The sequence below is a fragment of the Brachybacterium sillae genome (assembly GCF_025028335.1).
Lineage (GTDB): Bacteria > Actinomycetota > Actinomycetes > Actinomycetales > Dermabacteraceae > Brachybacterium > Brachybacterium sillae.
In genome coordinates this window covers 1,363,317-1,383,578 of the sequence record NZ_JAFEUW010000001.1, presented here as the reverse complement: position 1 = coordinate 1,383,578, position 20,262 = coordinate 1,363,317, and the positions used below count along the sequence as shown (strand labels likewise).

Annotated in this window: 12 protein-coding genes and 4 pseudogenes; 11 read left to right on the top strand and 5 right to left on the bottom strand. The window is 67.4% G+C overall.

Translation table 11 applies throughout. The features are described 5' to 3' along the window. Positions 1-46: 46 nt before the first annotated feature. From JSY14_RS06330 to JSY14_RS06320, 3 genes are all read left to right on the top strand, one after another. Positions 47-619 (top strand): acylneuraminate cytidylyltransferase family protein, encoded by a 573-nt coding sequence (locus JSY14_RS06330; protein WP_259559705.1) that lies wholly within the window; start codon positions 47-49, stop codon positions 617-619. Further along, the gene (locus JSY14_RS06325; protein WP_259559589.1) at positions 604-2,865 is read left to right on the top strand and encodes an N-acetylneuraminate synthase family protein; all 2,262 of its coding nucleotides are present in this window, start codon (positions 604-606) and stop codon (positions 2,863-2,865) included. The genes JSY14_RS06330 and JSY14_RS06325 overlap by 16 nt, the downstream gene beginning before the upstream one ends. Before the next feature lie 71 nt (positions 2,866-2,936). Next, positions 2,937-4,169: an ABC transporter permease gene (locus JSY14_RS06320; protein WP_259557934.1), complete on the top strand. Its 1,233-nt coding sequence runs from the start codon at positions 2,937-2,939 to the stop codon at positions 4,167-4,169. A gap of 234 nt (positions 4,170-4,403) precedes the next feature. Here the strand turns inward: JSY14_RS06320 and JSY14_RS06315 are convergent. Beyond that, a pseudogene (locus tag JSY14_RS06315) lies at positions 4,404-5,937 on the bottom strand (IS1634 family transposase). Between the two features lie 162 nt (positions 5,938-6,099). On the opposite strand from JSY14_RS06315, the pseudogene JSY14_RS06310 reads away from it, so the two are divergent. Next, positions 6,100-6,312, top strand: a pseudogene (locus JSY14_RS06310) (ISL3 family transposase); the annotation flags it as partial. A 21-nt stretch (positions 6,313-6,333) separates the two neighbouring features. On the opposite strand, the pseudogene JSY14_RS06305 reads toward JSY14_RS06310, so the two are convergent. Then, a pseudogene (locus JSY14_RS06305) lies at positions 6,334-6,492 on the bottom strand (IS3 family transposase); the annotation flags it as partial. A gap of 222 nt (positions 6,493-6,714) precedes the next feature. On the opposite strand from JSY14_RS06305, the gene JSY14_RS06300 reads away from it, so the two are divergent. From JSY14_RS06300 to JSY14_RS06285, 4 genes and pseudogenes are all read left to right on the top strand, one after another. Next, positions 6,715-8,223, top strand: coding sequence for an IS1634 family transposase (locus JSY14_RS06300; RefSeq protein WP_432803582.1), 1,509 nt, complete (start codon positions 6,715-6,717; stop codon positions 8,221-8,223). A gap of 121 nt (positions 8,224-8,344) precedes the next feature. Then, the gene (locus tag JSY14_RS06295) at positions 8,345-9,757 is read left to right on the top strand and encodes an IS1380 family transposase (RefSeq protein WP_432803609.1); all 1,413 of its coding nucleotides are present in this window, start codon (positions 8,345-8,347) and stop codon (positions 9,755-9,757) included. Positions 9,758-9,966: 209 nt separating this feature from the next. Beyond that, positions 9,967-11,112, top strand: a pseudogene (locus JSY14_RS06290) (ISL3 family transposase); the annotation flags it as partial. A gap of 58 nt (positions 11,113-11,170) precedes the next feature. After that, positions 11,171-13,216: a glycosyltransferase family 2 protein gene (locus tag JSY14_RS06285; protein WP_259557932.1), complete on the top strand. Its 2,046-nt coding sequence runs from the start codon at positions 11,171-11,173 to the stop codon at positions 13,214-13,216. 194 nt (positions 13,217-13,410) lie between these two features. On the opposite strand, the gene JSY14_RS06280 is transcribed toward JSY14_RS06285, so the two are convergent. Together JSY14_RS06280 and JSY14_RS06275 are read right to left on the bottom strand one after the other, a co-directional pair. Further along, positions 13,411-14,823 (bottom strand): IS1380 family transposase, encoded by a 1,413-nt coding sequence (locus tag JSY14_RS06280; protein ID WP_432803608.1) that lies wholly within the window; start codon positions 14,821-14,823, stop codon positions 13,411-13,413. Between the two features lie 121 nt (positions 14,824-14,944). Next, the gene (locus JSY14_RS06275; RefSeq protein ID WP_432803607.1) at positions 14,945-16,357 is read right to left on the bottom strand and encodes an IS1380 family transposase; all 1,413 of its coding nucleotides are present in this window, start codon (positions 16,355-16,357) and stop codon (positions 14,945-14,947) included. A 124-nt stretch (positions 16,358-16,481) separates the two neighbouring features. Between JSY14_RS06275 and JSY14_RS06270 the strand changes: the two genes are divergently transcribed. Genes JSY14_RS06270 through JSY14_RS06260 form a run of 3 tightly spaced genes read left to right on the top strand, consistent with a single transcriptional unit; the run spans position 16,482 to position 18,639 of the window. Then, the gene (locus JSY14_RS06270; protein WP_259557931.1) at positions 16,482-17,027 is read left to right on the top strand and encodes a CgeB family protein; all 546 of its coding nucleotides are present in this window, start codon (positions 16,482-16,484) and stop codon (positions 17,025-17,027) included. Next, positions 17,027-17,488: a glycosyltransferase family protein gene (locus tag JSY14_RS06265; protein WP_259557930.1), complete on the top strand. Its 462-nt coding sequence runs from the start codon at positions 17,027-17,029 to the stop codon at positions 17,486-17,488. The genes JSY14_RS06270 and JSY14_RS06265 overlap by 1 nt, the downstream gene beginning before the upstream one ends. A 20-nt stretch (positions 17,489-17,508) precedes the next feature. Further along, positions 17,509-18,639: a glycosyltransferase family 4 protein gene (locus JSY14_RS06260; protein ID WP_259557929.1), complete on the top strand. Its 1,131-nt coding sequence runs from the start codon at positions 17,509-17,511 to the stop codon at positions 18,637-18,639. Between the two features lie 507 nt (positions 18,640-19,146). On the opposite strand, the gene JSY14_RS12410 is transcribed toward JSY14_RS06260, so the two are convergent. Continuing rightward, positions 19,147-19,704 carry an acyltransferase gene (locus JSY14_RS12410; protein WP_285892255.1) on the bottom strand — a complete coding sequence of 186 codons (558 nt, stop codon included), beginning with the start codon at positions 19,702-19,704 and terminating at the stop codon, positions 19,147-19,149. Positions 19,705-20,262 lie beyond the last annotated feature (558 nt).

Below are 20,262 nucleotides of genomic sequence, written 5' to 3'. Positions count from 1 at the left end.
GCCTGGACCATTGCGCAGGCGGTCAGCGCCCGGGAGGCGGGGGGACGTGCTGGTCACCGTGTCCACCGAGGACGCGGAGATCGCCGAAGTCGCCACGGCTCACGGCGCCCGCGTGATCGATCGTCCCGCCGAGCTGGCGGTCGACACCGCGCCCACCGAACCCGTGATCCTGCACGCCATGGATGTGGTGGAGGCGGAGGGTGTGGAGCTCGACGCCGTGATGCTGCTGCAGGCCACCAGCCCGGTGCGCCGGCCCGATACGATCCAGCGCGCCATCGTGCAGTTCCGCGAGTCCGGGTGCGACAGCCTGGTCGGTGTCGTCCCGGAGTCGCCGTTCTTCTGGCATCTGCCGCCGCAACCGGGGGAGTCGGCCGTCCCCGCCTACGACGTGGAGGCCCGGCCCCGCCGCCAGGAGCTTCTGCCCGAGCAGATGCACTACTTCGAGAACGGGAGCCTGTACGTCACGGCCCCGCACATCTACCGCACCCGCACCAACCGCATCGGAGGCCGCGTCGGCCTCTTCGTGCTCGACGAGGTGGAAGGCGTGGACATCGACACGATCTCCGACGTCGCCTCCGCCGAATCCATGCTTCACCGACTGGGATGGAGTCTGTCGTGATCCTCGACCGCCGCACCGACAAGTACACCGTGAGCGCGGACGCCACCGTGCTGGAGGCACTGCGTGCCATCAGCGACAACCAGGCCCGGGTGGTGTTCCTGGTGGACACCCACGGCACCATGCGCGGCACTCTCACCGATGGGGACGTGCGCCGCTGGCTGGTGGCCCGCACCGCGCCCGATCTGTCGACGCCCTCGATCGAGGCCGCCAACACCGGCTTCGTCTCCGTGCCGGAGGGCACCCCGGTGGCGCAGATCGCCGAGCGTTTCGGCCACGGCGTGGACCGCATCCCGGTGCTCGACGAGCGCGGTCACCTGGTCGCGGTGGCGGCGCCTGATGAGCGGTCCCTCACCATCGGCCGGCACACCGTCGGCGAAGGTCGGCCGGCGCTGATCATCGGCGAGATCGGCAACAACCATCAGGGCGATGTGGAGCTCGCGAAGACCCTCGTCGACCACTGCGTCGACGCCGGGGTGGACGTGGTGAAGTTCCAGCTGCGCGACATGGCGAGCCTGTATCGCTCCGGCGGCGCCTCCAGCGAGGGCGAGGACCTCGGCCCGCAGTACACGATGAATCTGCTGGCGAAGTACTCGCTGAGCGTGGAGGACATGTACCGCGTCTTCGACCACTGCGCCCGGCGCGACATCGACGTGATCTGCACGCCGTGGGATATCGCCTCCGCTGACGCTCTGCAGCGGTACGGCGTGCCCGGGTACAAGATCGCCTCCGCGGACCTCACCAACCATGAGCTGCTGGCGCATGTGTCCGACTTCGGCTCCCCGATGATCGTCTCCACCGGCATGAGCACCGAGCAGGAGATCACCTCGGCGGTGGAGCTGTTGCGCGCCCACGGCGCCCCGTTCGCGCTGCTGCAGACGCAGTCCACCTACCCGGCCCCGCTCAAGGACGTGAACCTGCGGTACATGGACCGTCTGGCGGAGCTGGGGGACTGCCCCGTCGGCTACTCCGGCCACGAACGCGGATGGCATGTGCCGGTGGCGGCGGTGGCGCGCGGCGCCGCGATCATCGAGAAACACGTGACGGTGGACAAGACCCTCGAGGGCAATGATCACAAGGTGTCGCTGCTGCCCGAGGAACTGGCGAGCATGGTGCGGCAGATCCGGGACGTCGAGGAGGCACTCGGGTCCGCAGCACCGCGGTCACTGTCCACCGGTGAGCTGATGAACCGCGTGAACCTGGCGAAGTCTCTGGTGGCCACCCGCGACCTGCCGGCTGGTCATGTGGTGCAGGAGCAGGACCTCGCCGTCAAGAGCCCCGGCCGGGGACTGCAGCCTGACCAGAAGCAGCGTCTCCTGGGCGTGACGCTCCAGCGAGACGTCCCTGCAGGGGACTTCTTCTACCCCGGAGACCTCGCGGGCGAGGAGCACGGGCAGCGGCAGTACTCTTTCCACCGCCCCTGGGGCCTGCCGGTGAGGTTCCACGACTTCCGCAGCCTTCTCGATGTCTCCGAGCCCGATTTCCTCGAGTTCCACCAGTCCTACAAGGACATGGACCTCGAACCGTCGGAGTTCTTCGAGCCCGGCGAGCGCCTGCCCCAGTTCTTCACCGTCCATGCCCCCGACCTCTACGCCGGGGATTTCCTGATCGACCTCGCCTCCCGTGATGAGGAGATCTGGGAGCGCTCGATCCGTGAGGTCCAGCGAGTGGTGGACATGACGCGGGAGCTGCGCCAGTGGTTCACCTGTGACGAGGATCCGATCGTCATCGTGACCATGGGTGGCTTCCTGCCCGACCGCCACGTGCGCCCCGAGGAGCGGCGCCCGATGTACGAGCGGGTGCAGCAGGGCCTGGAGCGGATCGACGAATCGGGTGTGCGACTGACGGCGCAGACCCTCCCGCCGTTCCCGTGGCTGATGGGCGGCCAGCAGTACCACAACCTCTTCATGGAGCCGGAGGACACGGTCTGGTTCTGCGAGACCTATGGTCGGCGTCTCACCTTTGACGTCTCCCATTCGAAGCTCGCCGCGAACTTCTTCCGTCGGCCCTTCAGCGAGTACGTCGATCTGATGGGCCCGTACACGGAGCACCTGCATATCGTGGACTCGGTGGGTGTCGATGGTGAGGGTGTCCAGGTGGGTGAGGGTGAGGTCGACTTCCGTGACCTGGCTGAGCGCATGGATCGCCTGGCCCCGAAGGCCCCGTTCATCCCGGAGATCTGGATGGGTCACGTGAACAACGGGCAGGGGTTCTTCACGGCCCTGGATCGGTTGCAGGCATGGTTCTGAACGCGGCCAATGCTCCGATGGGTCTGACGTCGAAAGTTGCAGGTCACGGCCGAGACTCGGACTGGAATCGTGTGACGCTCGGGAAGCGGGTCCTGGGCGGGATCAGCGACACCGCCCACAGCGTCGGTCGCGTGCGCATTCCCGAGTTCCTGCTGTTCTTCTTCTTGGTGATGTACCCGATGGTGGTACCGGGCGGCCTCGCGTTCCGGTTCGATGCTGTCATCCTCGTGGTGATTTGCATATACGCGATGTTTCGGCGACCCCAGTACTCGCTCGGATGGTTCGGGGCGTTCATTCCGCTGCTGGCAGTAGCCGTCCCCTACCTCAGCTTGGTCTCCGAGGCCAACGTGGACGGTGGCGAGGTGGCGGACTGGCGAACGCGTCTCATCCGGATCATGACCGTCATGGCGTTCGTGTTCATGAGCTCTACGGGTCGCGTGGATCTCTGGTCAGGCGCCCTGGGGTGGCTCACGGCCCTGATCGTGAACATTCCCCTGTACTATGCGGGACTCACGACGGACCTGTACGCCGGATTCCTGACGGGTGTCCTCGAGGACAAGAACGTGGCGGGCCTGGCGTATGCCCTGGGCTTGGTGATGCTGCCGATGATCGTGCGGCGGTGGCTCTTCCTGCTGCCGCTGATGAGTGTGTTCGCCATGGCGCTGTGGCTCACAGGTTCCCGCACGTCCATGGGTGGTGCGGCGGCGGGTCTGGTATGGATCGTGGTGGCGCCGAAGATCCCTCTCCTTGCTCGCCCGTTCCTCGCATGGTTGCTCTACTGGGGTATCGGATTAGTCCAGGAGGACTTCTCGCAGATCGGGGTGTTCTCTGACCGCGAGGGCAGCGATCAGCTGCGAGCGCGAATCGACGCCGCGTCCAAGATCAAAGTGGAGGAGACCGGCTTCTTCGGCCAGGGCCTCGGTGAGGCGTATGCCTTCGTGGGCGAGAAGGCATGGTTCTTCCACAATTCGTTCTGGACCCTGCTGGTGGAGGGGGGCTGGCCGTGGGCGGTCCTCATCGTCGCCATGACGGTGGTGGCGATGACCCCCATCTGGCGCAAGGTGGAGACCCGCGACCAGGCGATCGTCCAGGGGCTGGGGGTGGTCATCCTGGTGTGCTCTACGCGTCTGGGTGAGGTGTTCATCACGACCGCCTGGGGTCTGGTGATGGCTCTCGCGATCCACGCCTGGATATCGGGTCGGGAGCTGACCGACCCCGACAGTGCGCAGCTGGACCCCCGGGGGCGCAGTGACCTTCCGTCCGGCGTGATACGACACCGGGAGTGGAGCGAGAACGCCCCCTGATCGTCGGTCGCGGCAGAATATTCGCCACTGCCGCCGGGGTTGTGACATCAGTGATCGTGTGGCCACCTGAACGGATGAAAGTGCACAGAGGTTTGTGGGCTCTTCCCAGATGAGGGTGTAGCGCACGTCGTGCGGCGGGCCGGCGCGTCGGTGGCCGGATAGAGGTCGAGGTCTCCCGAGGATGAGAGCTCCTACACACTCAGCCCGAAAGACCTCGACCTGACTTGGACCTCTTTAGTGTGTCACTCGCTGAAGGACGTGTCGGGCGTCGTCGGTGAGTTCGGGGCTCGCGGTGATCTTTTGCCCGGCGATGGTGATAGTGACGTCCTGGAGGGGACGGAGTGTCCGGATGATCCGGCGGATGCTGAACCCGGTCGCTGCTTGGAGGTGTCTGGCGATCGCCAGGGCCGTGAACACGATGGTGAGGTGGGCTTCGATCGCGTCACGGGTGCGGTGGAACATGGGCCTGGCCTGCAGGTCTGTCTTGCTCATCCGGAATGACTGCTCGACATGCCAGAGGGCGTGATAGCTGGAGACCACCTCCGCCGCCGGCATCGTGGCGGCAGGAATGTTCGTGACGTAGCCCTTCAGCCCGACCAGACTTCGTGCCCGCTCGAGCGAGGCCGTATCGAGGGATCGGCCGCTCGCGGTGGTCTTCACGAATCTGGTCGACTTCACCGACGCGTCCCGTCGATCACGGCTCGGGCCCGGTTCTCCTGCGCGGTGAGGGTGTGATTGTCCCGGGTGGCACGCTTGGTGCGGTAGCTCCAGATGGCACGCCAGTGCCCGGGATGCTCCTCTGCGTCCCAGACCGGCTCCTTGCGGCGCTTCGTCGTGGAGGGTTTCGTGTTCCCGTGGCGGGGCGTGATGGTGTCGATCAGCTGCCCGTCCGTGAACGCGTCCCCGTTCCAATGGAAGTGATTGGCCAGGTCACCCGGGGCTTTCGTCTGTCGTGAGCCGACGATGAACTTCAGGTCCGCTTCGTCGAGCTCGCGCAGGTTGGCCGCCGAGAGCATCCCGGCGTCCGCGACCACGACCATGTCAGCGAGGTCGTTCCGGGCCTGGAACTGGCGGATGATCGGGACGATCGTGCGGGTCTCAGCATGGTTCCCCTCGAAGCAGCCGATCTCCAGCGGGAACCCGCCCCGGTCCACGAGCAGGCCGACCACGATCAGCGGATCCACGCGGCGTTCCTTCGAGTAGCCGACCTTCCTCAGCGCATCCTCGTTCTCCGCCTCGAAATAGAGCGTCGTAACGTCGTAGAGCACCAGCGAGATGTCGCCGCTGGTCGCGGCATGCTCGAAGCACCTCGTCGCGATCTGGCCGCGGTAGTCGTTCGTGGCGATCCGGGCCAGGCAGCGCTTCATCGTCGAGCGATGCACCGGGTCGATCCCGACCTCCGCCAGCACTCTGGCGGAGTCGCTCATCGAGGTCGGCTCGATCAGGCGTGCGGCGACGAGCTGGAAGAATGCCTCATCACCGATCGCCGTGAACCCCAGCGCCGCCCACGCGGACTGCAGCGTCTCCAGCAGCAGCCGGGACTGCTTCGACGTGATCGTCGCGGGGCTCGTCGACGTTGCTGTCCCCAGGTCGAGGACGCCCTGACCAGCGTTGATCTTCTCCCGACCCGCCTCCATCAGGCCGGCGAGCTCGGCTTCGGTATGAGCCGACCCGAGATGCTCCAGGACCACATCCCGACGGTTCCGCCGCTCAGCAATCTGCACAGCCGTCGCCCCCGACGCCGTCCTACCTTCCGCAGGAACACCACCCGCTTAGTGTGTCACTCCAGGCAGGCGCGAAGCGCTCACCAGCACCGATACACCCAAAACCCGCGTCGATACCCCAGAGAGGTCCAAGTCAGGTGGCCGGATAGAGGTCGAGGTCTCCCGAGGATGAGAGCTCCTACACACTCAGCCCGAAAGACCTCGACGTGCACGACGCTACCGTCGGCGGGCGCGCTGATGCGTTCGCCAGCCCCGACCTGACTGCCTTCTGCCGCCTCGACGAACTCGGCCTCGTTGTCACCGGGCAGCGACTCGAGCCGGATCGTGCCGTATTGGCCTGCCAGGTGGTCGAGCCCGACCAGTGGTGCCGGCGCTGCGGCTGCGAAGGGAGACCACGTGACACTGTTGCGCCCCGGGTCTGATGCAGGCTTCGTTGTCTGTCACCGTGCCCGGGTGAGCTCGGCGGGCTGATCGTCGCGCGTGGTCCGGTACGCCTCCTCGACCTCGGCTGGGGAGCGTTGGGCGAGCTCGCCGTGGACGCGGCGGTGGTTGTACCAGTCGATGTACTCGGCGACGGCGATCTCCACGTCGTTGATCGACTGCCAGCCGCGTCCGCGTTTGAGGGCTCTTCACGGTTCGTGCGGGGTGATCGCGACGAAGGTCCACTCCCGCCGCTCTCAGCAGGTGCGAGACGTCCCCGTGGCCGGGACCTGACTTTTATCAGTCGGCGCGAGATTCTGGATCGGCGGGTCGGTGACCTGCGGTGATGTCTGGTTCGGGGGCTGGATTTGTGCACTAACCGGGGGTCGTAGAGTGCGGCGGTGGCCTACATCCGCACGGTGAAGACCGCCTCTGGGGCGCGGGCGGTGCAGATCGTTCACTCTACGCGGCGCGGGTCGAAGGACATCGAGCACATCGGCTCAGCGCACTCCGATGCCGAGATCGAAGCCCTCAAGGCCGCGGCGCGGCAGCGGCTGGCAGCGGGGCAAGACGAGCTCGATCTCGGGCTCGGCAGGCCCGGCTCGGGTGGGCCGTTGCCGATTACCACCACCCGGATGGAGCACCTGATCGGTGCGATCGAGCGTGTCTACGTCGATCTGGGCCTTCAGGCCGCGGCGCAGGGAGATGAGGTCTTCTTTCACCTGGTGCTGGCCCGCCTGGTGGAGCCGACGAGCAAGCTGGACTCGCTGCGGGTGATCGAGGAGACCGGCCTGGCCCCGGTGTCCTACCCGACCGTTAACCGGCGCCTGCCGCGCTACGCCAAGCCGGCCTTCCGTCAGGCGTTGGCGGCCGCCCTGGCCGCGACGGCAGAGCTGGGGCCAGCGGCGTTGGTGCTCTACGACGTCTCGACGTTGTATTTCGAGGCCGACGAGGGTGACGGTTTCCGGGAGCCGGGGTACTCCAAGGAGCGGCGGATCGATCCGCAGATCACCATCGGGTTGCTGACCGATGCCGCCGGGTTTCCGTTGATGGTCAACGCCTTTGAGGGCAACAAGGCCGAGACGAAGACGATGCTGCCGGTGATCGAGGCGTTCAAGGCCACCTACAACCTCACCGTGGTGGCCGATGCCGGGATGCTCAGCCACGACAACCGGGACGCGATCGAGGCCGCCGGGTTGTCCTACATCCTCGGCGCGCGGATCGCCGAGGTCCCGTACGTGATCGAGAAGTGGCTGGCCGAGCACCCCGGGCAGGGGCCGGAGGACGGGCAGATCTTCACCGCCAAGACCTTCACCGGCCCGGCCGGCAACCGCCGTGAGGGGCGAATCTACTACCAGTACCGGGCCGCCCGGGCGCGGCGGACGTTGCGGGGGATCGATCAGCAGGTCGCCAAGGCCGAACAGGCCGCCGCCGGCAAGGCCCCGGTCAAGCGCAACCGGTTCCTGACCGTCACCGGCGAGGAACGGGCCGTCAACCGTGAGTTAGAGGCCAAGGCCCGGGCCCTGGCCGGGATCAAGGGCTACCTGACCAACCTGTTGCCCGAGCAGGCGTCGGCGGAGTTCGTCATCGGCGCCTACCACCGCCTCTGGCAGATCGAGAAGTCCTTCCGGATGTCCAAGCACGACCTCGCCGCCCGGCCGATCTACCACCGCCTGCAGGACTCCATCGAGGCCCACCTGAGCATCGTCTTCGCCGCCCTCGCCGTCGCCCGCCGCCTCGAGCACCTCACCGGCTGGTCACTGAAGAAGTTCGTCACCACCGCCCGGCGCTACAAGACCGTCACGATCCGCGCCGGCGACCACAACATCACCGCCGCCGACCCTATCCCCGACGAGCTCCGCGACGCGCTCGACCGCATCCACCGGCCACCGTCACGCAGTGCTCACTAACCTCGAGATTTCACGGGGGTGTGGTCTCGACCGGCGGAATGAATGGCGAAAGGTGCTCCTGGCCTGGGATGATACGGGTTGTTCAGACTCGTAGCCATCCACTGGAAGGAGCACCTTTCAGGTGTCCCACCCTACCTTGTTCTTCTACCCCCGCCCGCGCGTGGACATCGCTGAGGTCCCCGCGGTCTCACACGCCGGCGCGGTGCTGCTGACCGACACGATCCACGCCACCGGCCTCGCCCCTTCGCTGCGTGAAGCACTGGCTCCGTGGACGAAACCGCTGGCCGAGCACCACGCGGCGAAGGTCCTGCTGGACCTCGCACTCACTCTCGCAATCGGCGGCGAGCACGCTTCGGATACTGATCTGCTGCGATGCGAACCGGACCTGTTCGGAGACGTCGCCTCGACCCCCACGATCTCCGGCACGCTCACCACCCTCGCCCAGGACGCGCCCACCGTGATCGAGGCGATCTCGAAAGCCCGCCGGGCCGCGCGGGAAAGAGCCTGGACCCTCGCCGGAGACCATTCCCCGGCTGCGGGGGTCAGTGCGAAGAACCCGCTGGTCATCGACCTCGATGCCACCCTGATCAACGTCCACAGTGAGAAGGAGCAGGCCGCACCGACGTTCAAACGCGGGTTCGGATACCACCCGTTGTGCGCGTTCCTTGACCACGGCAGCGACGGGACCGGGGAACCACTGGCGATCCAGCTGCGCCCCGGCAACGCCGGCTCGAACACCGCCGCTGATCACATCACCGTCACCCGGCAGGCTCTCGCGCAGCTGCCTGCGGGCCTGCTGGCCCGGGGCGGGCGGGGGTCGAAGAAGATCCTGATCCGCACCGACGGGGCCGGCGGCACCAAGGACTTCCTGGCCTGGCTCCAGCGGCAGCGTCTAGCCTACTCAGTCGGGTTCACTCTCCCTGCGAACACTCCTGACCTGCTGAAACGCCTCGATGAGGCGGAGGCGTGGACTCCGGCCTACGACACCGAGGACGAGGGGATCCGCGAGGGGGCGTGGGTGGCGGAGCTGACCGGGCTGCTGGACCTGTCCGGGTGGCCTGCCGGGATGCGGGTGATCGTGCGGAAGGAACGTCCTCATCCTGGGGCGCAGCTGCGGATCACCGATCACGAGGGGATGCGCATCACCGCGTTCGCGACCAACTCTCCGCGCGGCCAGCTCCCGGTCTTGGAGCTGCGGCACCGTCGCCGGGCGCGCTGCGAGGACCGGATCCGTAACGCCAAGGACATGGGCCTTGAGAAGTTGCCGTTGCAGGGTTTCGCGCAGAATCAGCTCTGGTGCCAGATCGTCCAGCTCGCCAGCGAGCTCGTCGCCTGGATGCAGACCATAGCTCTGACCGGCCATGATGCGCGGAAGTGGGAGCCCAAACGGCTCCGCGCGCGGTTGTTCGAGATCCCCGCGACCCTCGTGCGCCGCGCCCGGCACAAGGTCCTCCACCTCGCCGAACATGCACCCGAAGCCGTGAGGGTCCTGACCGGCGTCAACCGGCTCCGCACCACCGTCGCACAGACCTAACCCGGCGAGACCACCCGCCCCACCGACCAGCATCAACCTCTCGGGAGTGGAACCCGACCGCCCGCAACGGACACTGCGACGATCTGTCACACCCGAATGCCACAATCAGCAGCTGAACACCGGCAACGACGCCGACCCACCCCGCTCACCAGCCCCATGAAACATCGAGGCTAAATTGATAAAACTCGGGTTTGAGGGCTCTTCACGGTTCGTGCGGGGTGATCGCGACGAAGGTCCACTCCCGCCGCTCTCAGCAGGTGCGAGACGTCCCCGTGGCCGGGACGGTTCAGGTGGTGTGGGCCAAGCGGCGCTGGTTCTGCCTCGAGCCGGCCTGCGCCCGGCGCACGTTCTGGGAAGCCACCGACCAGGTCCCCCGATACGCACGCTCGACCACCCGGCTGCGCGATCAGGTCGTCTCTGCGGTGATCACCTCGGGCCGGGCGGCCTCGGAAGTCGCTCAGGCCCATGGCGTCTCGTGGTGGCTGGTCCAGGCCGCGCTGGCGGCTGCCGCCGTGGCCCTGCCTGCCGTTGACGAGGTGCCGGTGACGCGCCTGGGCATCGATGAGCACCGCTACCGGTCGGTGCGCTGGTTCCGCACCGACGACGGTGCCTGGAGACGGTTCGAGCCCTGGATGACGACCCTGGTCGACCTGACCACTGGGCAGGTCCTCGGTATCGTCGACGGCCGGGACTCCACCGCCGTCGGTACCTGGCTCGCCCAACGCTCCGAGTGCTGGCGGGAGCGGATCGAGGTCGTCGCCATCGATCCCTCAGCGGCGTTCCGCAAAGCACTGCGGACCTACCTGCCCCGCGCTGCGGTATCGGTCGACAAGTTCCACCTCGTCAAGCTGGGAAACGACATGGTCACCACTGTCAGGCAGCGCCTGGCCCGCACCCATCACGGTCGTCGGGGTCGCAAGGACGATCCGGCCTGGGCGCGCCGGATGCTGCTGCTGCGAGGCGCTGACACCCTCACCCCGCGCGCCTGGGAGCGGCTCGAGGACGTGTTTGGCACCGATGACCCCACCGACGAGCTCTCCGCCGCCTGGGGCATCAAGGAGCAGCTCCGCCGCCTGCTGGCCACCGACACCCTGGCCCAGGCCTGGAACGAACGGATGCGGATGGGTTACTTCGTCCAGATCGCGAACATTCCCGAGGCGACCAAGCTCTACGATACCATCGTGACCTGGTGGGACGCGATCGGGGTCCTCATCCTCACCGGCGCGACCACCGACCGAGTCGAGGCAGCGAACACGGGCATCAAGAACATCAAACGCACCGGCCGCGGCTTCCGCAACGCCGAGAACTACCGGATGCGTATCCTGCTGGCCAGCGCCGCGAGAACCGCAGTGTGAATACCCGCCACAGCAGACCCATTCACCACGAACCACGAAGAGCCGAGAAAGGACTCTGATGGACCTCACCAGTGCGCTCACCGGCGTCGATGTGCTGGTGCTCTCACCGCACCTGGACGACGCTCTCTTCAGTGCCCACACGGTGCTCCGTGACTCGGTGCGCACGGCGCGCACCGTCCAGGCGTGGACAGTTTTCGCGGGTGCTCCCGAGGACCCGACCCCGACGGAGTGGGACCGGCGCTGCGGATATGACAACGCGCAATCGCTCATCCGTGATCGCCGCGCTGAGGACCTCGCCGCTTTCGCGAACCTGCCCGAGGTGGAGGTGCGCCACCTCGACATGTTGGAACGGGCGTACAGCGACCCCGAACGCCGAGAGCGCGACATGACGGAGCTTCTGCGTCTGATCGATGCGTGGAGAGCCGAGATCGGCCCGAAGGGAGGCGTGATTCTTCTTCCCGTGGGTGCAGGTACCCGGATGGCTCCAGGGGTTGCAGATCTCGCCCGTGCCACCTTGGATCGGGTCCGGTCTGCCTTCCCCCGTCGCGGGAGTCGCGCGGCGGCGCCGTCTACCCATACTCCGGTTCCAGCGCCCGCACCGGCCTCAACTCCCGACGCCACCGGCTCCGCGGGTACGGGAACGAGTGGCGCCGATGCACGCTCGTCAGCGGGAGTGGACCTGAGACACAACGCCATCCGCACCGCGGCTGGGGTCGTCCGGTCCGCTCTCCATTGGGACTTCCAACGCCGGCGCGCGGCTGCACAACGCCGCGGCATGCTGGCCAATGAAGATCACGTGGCGGTGCGAGACGTCGTGCGTGAGCACTGCACCGGTGCAGCGGATGTGAAGGTGTGGTTCTACGAAGAGTTGCCCTACTTATGGGGCGAGCGCGGCGATGCGCAAGCCCGCTCCCTCCAGTCGCCGGATGTCCCTCTCGCGCGGTGTGAGGTACCAGTGGATCGCGCCGCCAAGGTCGACGCGATCACGCGGTATCGTTCGCAGGTCCGCCTCATGGATCCGGTGAAGCGTCGCCTGGAAAGCGCCGCCACCCTCCCGGAGACCGAGCGGCTGTGGGTCCCCGTCAACGGGCGGCTGGAGGTGAGGGACGCTTTGGCCCCGGGAATCACGGTAGTCATTCCCGCCTACAACGCGGCCGCCACCATCGGACTGCAACTGGAGGCGCTGAGCCGCCAGCAGGATGCGCCTGAGTTCGAGGTCGTCATCGTGGACAACGGTTCCACGGATGACCTCCTGGGGGCTGTGGAACCGTATCGGAGTGGCCGGCTGGACCTGCGCATCGTCCGAGCGACGGAACGCCAGGGAGTCTCCTACGCAAGAAATGTGGGCATCGGTGAGGCCCGGCGTGAACACCTGGTGATCTGCGATGCGGACGACGTGGTTTCTCAGCACTGGTTGCGAGACATGGCCGCCGCTTTGGCGGGGTGGACGATCATCTCGGGGAGCGCACGCCCCACCCCGGATTCCGCCTTCACCGATGTCGACGCCATCTGGTCGTGGCTGGACTCGGAAGAGACCGGGACAGCGCCCTCACCCCACCCGGCGGATCCCGGATATCCGATCATGATGGGTGGGGACTGCGGGATGCGGACGGCGTTCGCCCGGGCGATCGGAGGTTTCGACCAGTCGTTCGTGCGGGGTTCCGACGACGTGGATTTCGCGCTTCGAGCTCAACACGCTGGGGCGCGAATCGGGCAATTCGCCGGTGCGCGTATCGCTTATCGCGATAGGCCGACCGTACGGGGCACCGCGAAGAAGTCGGCGCAACGAGCATTCATGCACACGCGTCTGGCAGAACGCCATGATCTGTGGTCCACGAGCCCTTCGCTGCGAGGGAATTGGGGCCTTGAACTGCCCAAGGCGCTGCTTGTTACCGGCATGATGGCTCTTCGACTGCGCCGCGCGGACTGGCATGGTGCGGCAGGGCGAGTCGGCATGAGTGCCGGTCTCCTCAGCGGATATGCGTGGCACCACGTGCTGGGACGCGGCGGTGAGCCGGAGCTCGGCATCGGGCTGGACCACGGTTCCGGCCGCGTTGGCGACGTCTTCCACGCCAGCATCAGCCCGGTGACGAAGGAGCTCTGATCCATGGGCCGACGATTGCTTGCCTCGATGTTTCATGGGGCTGGTGAGCGGGGTGGGTCGGCGTCGTTGCCGGTGTTCAGCTGCTGATTCTGGCATTCGGGTGTGACAGATCGTCGCAGTGTCCGTTGCGGGCGGTCGGGTTCCACTCCCGAGAAGAGGAGCTGCTGGTCGTAGGGGCGGGTGGTCTCGCCGGGTTAGGTCTGTGCGACGGTGGTGCGGAGCCGGTTGACGCCGGTCAGGACCCTCACGGCTTCGGGTGCATGTTCGGCGAGGTGGAGGACCTTGTGCCGGGCGCGGCGCACGAGGGTCGCGGGGATCTCGAACAGCCGTGCGCGGAGCCGTTTGGGCTCCCACTTCCGTGCATCATGGCCGGTCAGCGCGATGGTCTGCATCCAGGCGACGAGCTCGCTGGCGAGTTGGATGATCTGGCACCAGATCTGGTTCTGCGCGAAGGACTGCAGCGGGAACTTCTCAAGGCCCATGTCCTTGGCGTTACGGATCCGGTCTTCGCAGCGTGCACGGCGACGGTGCCGCAGCTCCAAGACCGGGAGCTGGCCGCGCGGGGAGTTGGTGGCGAACGCGGTGATGCGCATCCCCTCGTGATCGGTGATCCGCAGCTGCGCCCCAGGATGAGGACGTTCCTTCCGCACGATCACCCGCATCCCGGCAGGCCACCCGGACAGGTCCAGCAGCCCGGTCAGCTCCGCCACCCACGCCCCGTCGCGGATCCCCTCGTCCTCGGTGTCGTAGGCGGGGGTCCACGCCTCCGCCTCGTCGAGGCGTTTCAGCAGGTCAGGGGTGTTCGCGGGGAGGGTGAACCCGACTGAGTAGGCTAGACGCTGCCGCTGGAGCCAGGCCAGGAAGTCTTTGGTGCCGCCGGCCCCGTCGGTGCGGATCAGGATCTTCTTCGACCCCCGCCCGCCCCGGGCCAGCAGGCCCGCAGGCAGCTGCGCGAGAGCCTGCCGGGTGACGGTGATGTGATCAGCGGCGGTGTTCGAGCCGGCGTTGCCGGGGCGCAGCTGGATCGCCAGCGGTTCCCCGGTCCCTTCGCTGCCGTGGTCCAGGAACGCGCACAGAGGGTGATAGCCGAACCCGCGTTTGAACGTCGGTGCGGCCTGCTCCTTCTCACTGTGGACGTTGATCAGGGTGGCATCGAGGTCGATGACCAGCGGGTTCTTCGCACTGACCCCCGCAGCCGGGGAATGGTCTCCGGCGAGGGTCCAGGCTCTTTCCCGCGCGGCCCGGCGGGCCTGGGAGATCGCCTCGATCACGGTGGGCGCGTCCTGGGCGAGGGTGGTGAGCATGCGGGAGATCGTCGGGGTCGAGGCGACGTCTCCGAACAGGTCCGGTTCGCATCGCAGCAGATCAGTATCCGAAGCGTGCTCGCCGCCGATTGCGAGAGTGAGTGCGAGGTCCAGCAGGACCTTCGCCGCGTGGTGCTCGGCCAGCGGTTTCGTCCAAGGAGCCAGTGCTTCACGCAGCGAAGAGGCGAGGCCGGTGGCGTGGATCGTGTCGGTCAGCAGCACCGCGCCCGCATGCGAGAGGGCCGGGACCTCAGCGATGTCCACGCGCGGACGGGGGTAGAAGAACAAGGTAGGGTGGGACACCTGAAAGGTGCTCCTTCCAGCGGATCAATACGAGTCTGAACAACCCGTATCATCCCAGGCCAGGAGCACCTTTCGCCATTCATTCCGCCGGTCGAGACCACACCCCCGTGAAATCTCGAGGTTAGGTCTGTGCGACGGTGGTGCGGAGCCGGTTGACGCCGGTCAGGACCCTCACGGCTTCGGGTGCATGTTCGGCGAGGTGGAGGAGGTTGTGCCGGGCGCGGCGCACGAGGGTCGCGGGGATCTCGAACAACCGCGCGCGGAGCCGTTTGGGCTCCCACTTCCGTGCATCATGGCCGGTCAGCGCGATGGTCTGCATCCAGGCGACGAGCTCGCTAGCGAGCTGGACGATCTGGCACCAGAGCTGATTCTGCGCGAAACCCTGCAACGGGAACTTCTCAAGGCCCATGTCCTTGGCGTTACGGATCCGGTCTTCGCAGCGTGCACGGCGACGGTGCCGCAGCTCCAAGACCGGGAGCTGGCCGCGCGGGGAGTTGGTGGCGAACGCGGTGATGCGCATCCCCTCGTGATCGGTGATCCGCAGCTGCGCCCCAGGATGAGGACGTTCCTTCCGCACGATCACCCGCATCCCGGCAGGCCACCCGGACAGGTCCAGCAGCCCGGTCAGCTCCGCCACCCACGCCCCCTCGCGGATCCCCTCGTCCTCGGTGTCGTAGGCGGGGGTCCACGCCTCCGCCTCGTCGAGGCGTTTCAGCAGGTCAGGGGTGTTCGCGGGGAGGGTGAACCCGACTGAGTAGGCTAGACGCTGCCGCTGGAGCCAGGCCAGGAAGTCTTTGGTGCCGCCGGCCCCGTCGGTGCGGATCAGGATCTTCTTCGACCCCCGCCCGCCCCGGGCCAGCAGGCCCGCAGGCAGCTGCGCGAGAGCCTGCCGGGTGACGGTGATGTGATCAGCGGCGGTGTTCGAGCCGGCGTTGCCGGGGCGCAGCTGGATCGCCAGCGGTTCCCCGGTCCCTTCGCTGCCGTGGTCCAGGAACGCGCACAGAGGGTGATAGCCGAACCCGCGTTTGAACGTCGGTGCGGCCTGCTCCTTCTCACTGTGGACGTTGATCAGGGTGGCATCGAGGTCGATGACCAGCGGGTTCTTCGCACTGACCCCCGCAGCCGGGGAATGGTCTCCGGCGAGGGTCCAGGCTCTTTCACGCGCGGCCCGGCGGGCCTGGGAGATCGCCTCGATCACGGTGGGCGCGTCCTCAGCCAGCGTGGTGAGCATGCGGGAGATCGTGGGGGCCGAGGCGACGTCACCGAACAGGCCCGGCTCGCAACGCAGCAGATCAGCATCCGAAGCATGCTCCCCGCCGATCGCGAGAGTGAGTGCGAGATCCAGCAGGACCTTCGCCGCGTGGTGCTCGGCCAGCGGTTTCGTCCACGGATCCAGAGCTTCCCGCAGCGAAGCAGCGAGGCCGGTGGCGTGGATCGTGTCGGTCAGCAGCACAGCGCCCGCATGCGCGGCCGCCGGGACCTCAGCGACGTCCACCCGCGGACGGGGGTAGAAGAACAAGGTAGGGTGGGACACCTGAAAGGTGCTCCTTCCAGCGGATCAATACGAATCTGAACAACCCGTATCATCCCAGGCCAGGAGCACCTTTCGCCATTCATTCCGCCGGTCGAGACCACACCCCCGTGAAATCTCGAGGCTTGTGCTCAGCCCCGCCTTCCACGACTACGACCGTGCGATCGCGATCGGGTTCGAACGCCAGGGTTTCGACGTGGTCACTCACCTCTACGACGTCAATGCCACACTGCGTCAGAAAGTCCGCACGAAGGCCCGGTATGAGCTACCCGAACGCCTCGGGCGTTCCACCAGCGCCGCCCGTGCCGCCGACGCGAGCGCCCGCTCCCTACAGGCCATCCGCGACACCGCCCCGGACCTGGTGCTGGTGATCAAGGGGGACGTCCTCCACGCCGATGTGTGGGAGGAGCTGGACCGTCGGCGGATCCCCTCGGTGCTGTGGCTGTATGACGAGCTGCGCCGCACCCGGTGGGCCGACGGTACGGCCGACGTGCACCATCCCGGCCGCGTCGCCAGCTATTCGCCGCTCGACACCGAGGCGCTGCGGGCGCGGGGCATCGACGCGGTGCATGTGCCACTCGGGTTCGACGACTCCCTGACGATCCCCACCCGCCCCGGGTGGATGCCACCAGCTTCATCGGTGCCCGTTATCCCAACCGGGAGCAGCTGCTGATGACCCTCGCCGAGGCCGGGGTGCCCGTACGGGTCTACGGCCGGGACTGGTCGGGGGCATGGCAGGATCGGCTGCGCACGTGGAGGTGGCGCACCCCGGGTCTGCCGTCGGGCCGGGATCTCGGGCGGGCCGACGCATACGGGGTGATGGCAGCCTCCGCTGCGACGCTGAACATCCATGGTGACCAGGACGGTTTCACCATCCGCACCTTCGAGACCGCCGGGGTCGGCGGAGTGCAGCTGGTAGACCGGACCGAGGTCTCCCGCTACTACGAACCGGGGGTGGAGGTCGAGGTGTTCGACGGCGCCGACGGGTCCGACGGAATCGTGGAGGTCACCCGGCGTCTTCTCGCGGACCCCGCCCGCGCGGCCCGGATGCGGGAGGCGGCGCGGCGCCGCACCCTCGCCGAACACACCCTCACCCACCGGGCCGCCCAGCTCACCGAGCTGTGGCCCGTCTGATCCGACCAGGGAGGACCCCGATGAGCGCCTGCACCCCGTCAGACCGTCCCAGCGCCAGCACGCCCACTCCCACCCCCACCACCTTGATCGTCACGCCGGTGTCGAACCTCGCCGGGGTCGCCCGCCATGTGATCGACCTTGCCCGGGTGGGGATCCCCGGCTGGCGGATCGTCGTCACGGGGCCGGAGGGGCCGCTGCTGGAGGAGCTGCGCGCCCTCGGCACCCCGGTGGTGCCGCTCCCGCTGGATGAGGCGTCGGTGCCGCGAGCGGTGGCGGCGCTACGGGCGCTCATCCGGCACCTGCGCCCGGCGATCGTCCACTCCCACCTGGCGAAGGCGGACATCCTCGCCACCCTCGCTGCCGCTGCCCTGCCCACCCGCCTGGTCACCACCGAGCATCACATCCCACCGGACCGGTTCATGTTCCACGGCTCCCGCCCGAAGGCCATGGCAATGGAGACTGTGCACCATCTGCGGCTGCGCCGCGTCGGTGCCGCGATGGCGGTCAGTGACTCCACCGCCCGAGACATGCGCCGCTGGTGGCACACGAGCGTTCCGATCACCGTGGTGCACAACGGTGTGGACCGGCTCGAGAGCCCGCCGCAGCGGCACCCGGGGCTGCGATTCCTGTCGCTGACGCGACTGTCGCCGGAGAAGAACGTGCAGGCCACTCTGCGGGCCTTCGCGCTGGTCGCGGTCGAGCATCCCGAGGCGCGGCTGACCATTGCAGGGGAGGGGCCGGAGGCGCCGTCCCTGCGGGACCTGGCCCGAGACCTCGGCATCGCCGACCGGGTCGAGTTCCCTGGTTTCGTCGACCCGGTCACGACGATGGACGGGCACGACGTGATCGTGCAGCCGTCGAAATCCGACAATTTCTCCTACACCCTGCTGGATGCCGTGGTGCACGGCATGGGGGTGGCGGCCAGCCCGATCGGCGGCAACCCCGAGATGCTGCCGCCGCGATGCATCGCGCCCTTCGATGACGACGCCGCGCTGGCCCGGATCATGGTCGAGCAGGGGCAGGACCTGGCCGTCCGGCCGGAACTGCCCGCGTCCGTGCCGACCGTCGCGGGCATGGCCGCGCAGGTTGCGCAGGTGTACGCCGGGGTTCTGACAGGAGGCCCCGAAGTCGCGGAGGGATCGCGGTGGTGAGCGCAATCCTGGAGAACGTTGCCGCGGGATGATTGCGGGCGCGCTTACGCTGGGGCTGGGTACGGGCGCGGCATCGCCTAGCTGAGTCGAGAACACGTGCCGGGGAACCGGGATCGGACGTCATGATCGCACTGTCCTCCAGTCAATGGCTCATCGATGGTCTCTTTCACGGGAGCAGGCGCCGAGTCTGTTCCGGTAATGACGTTTGAGGATCGTGACCGAGCACTCAAAGGCGAGCTGGGACCGGCAGCTCCGGAGACTCGGGCCGAGGACAATCAAGTGATCCTCGAGGAACCGATGGTGCCTAGAGGCGGAGAAGGAGCGTGCGTCATGCCCTGCTTACGCCCGGCGTAATGTCAATTTTCTCCGGGGGCGCCCATGATCTTTCCACTGTGTGCAATGGGGCCGTCAGGGGTCTTCTTCAACTCCTGGCGAGTGAGCCCCGCTGGCCGGGATCTCGCGATAACTCGGCGAGTAGGTGTCACCTGCCCACGGGGGAATCGAGGATCATTCCTGCCCCCGGGGATGCTGCAGCGGCCTGGCCGGCACCCCGGCCACCACGGCCCCGGCGGGTACGTCGCGGGTGACGACCGCCCCGGCGGCGATAGTGGCGCCGTCCCCAATGGTCACACCGCCCAGTACTATCGCACGCTGCCCGATGAACACGCGGTCCCCGATCATGATCGGACCGGTGCCGTGCACCGCATGGCGGTTCTCCCGGTCGTGGTCCGTGGAGGCGATGAACACACCGTCGGCCAGGACGCAATCGGTGCCGATCATGACGCGGTCGATGGCGTGCAGGTGGGCGTCATGGCCGATGTAACAGTTCGCGCCGATGCTGAGGGTGCCGCCTGACTCTGTGGCCAGCCAGGAATTCTCTCGGATCAGGGTGTGCGCGCCGATGCTGATCGCGTCTGGGCCCTGGAGACGTCGCGGTGCCACGATGGTCGCGCCCTCACCCAAGTGGCCGAGAGCCGCGCGGTGGACGGTGTGGCTCAGCGCCCGGGCGGTGTACCAGCGTAGGGTGGACGGCGCGTTGGCGACGCGCTCGGCGAGGCGGCTCATGTCAGCGTCCTTCCTTCTCCGCGGCAGGCGCGGTCATGCCAGTGTCTGTTCCCGAGGCGAGACCCATGGAGGTGAGCTCCTCCGAGGCGGAGGCCCATGCGGTCGAGTCGGCCCCGGGCGGCGTTCCAGTCCGTATACACGGAGACGGGACCATGCTTATCGGTCTCCCGCGAATCCACCGAGACGGGACGCTTACAGCACACGGTGCCGAAGGTGGTCTCGAGCTCGCGAGATTCGTGGCGACCCTCATCGTAGATGGCGCGGGAACTGAGTGACACCGGCGGCGCCTGCCAGCGCTTGAGCGCGCGCACCGCGCCCTGTGGAACTTGGTGCACCTGTGTGCTCAGGGAATCCAGGGCGTACAGCCCATGCCCACCGGCGCGCAGACGGCGCGCCAGGTGTTGGCCGATGAAACCGACGCCCCGGGTCAGCAAAATGGTCATGGAACGGCCACCTCAAGGTGCGGGCTTGGAAGCGGTGCCCCAGGCTTGGAGCAGACTGCGGCAAGTCGGCGCCAGTGTAGACGGTTCCGAACGGGCGTGACCGTCTCGGGACTGG

What these genes read in the sequence shown, in the direction of transcription:
- JSY14_RS06285 (WP_259557932.1), top strand. Translation starts at nt 11,171, where the DNA reads ATGGACCTCACCAGTGCGCTCACCGGCGTCGATGTGCTGGTGCTCTCA.
- JSY14_RS06260 (WP_259557929.1), top strand. Translation starts at nt 17,509, where the DNA reads ATGAGCGCCTGCACCCCGTCAGACCGTCCCAGCGCCAGCACGCCCACT.
- JSY14_RS06265 (WP_259557930.1), top strand. Translation starts at nt 17,027, where the DNA reads ATGACCCTCGCCGAGGCCGGGGTGCCCGTACGGGTCTACGGCCGGGAC.
- JSY14_RS12410 (WP_285892255.1), bottom strand. Translation starts at nt 19,704, where the DNA reads ATGAGCCGCCTCGCCGAGCGCGTCGCCAACGCGCCGTCCACCCTACGC.
- JSY14_RS06325 (WP_259559589.1), top strand. Translation starts at nt 604, where the DNA reads ATGGAGTCTGTCGTGATCCTCGACCGCCGCACCGACAAGTACACCGTG.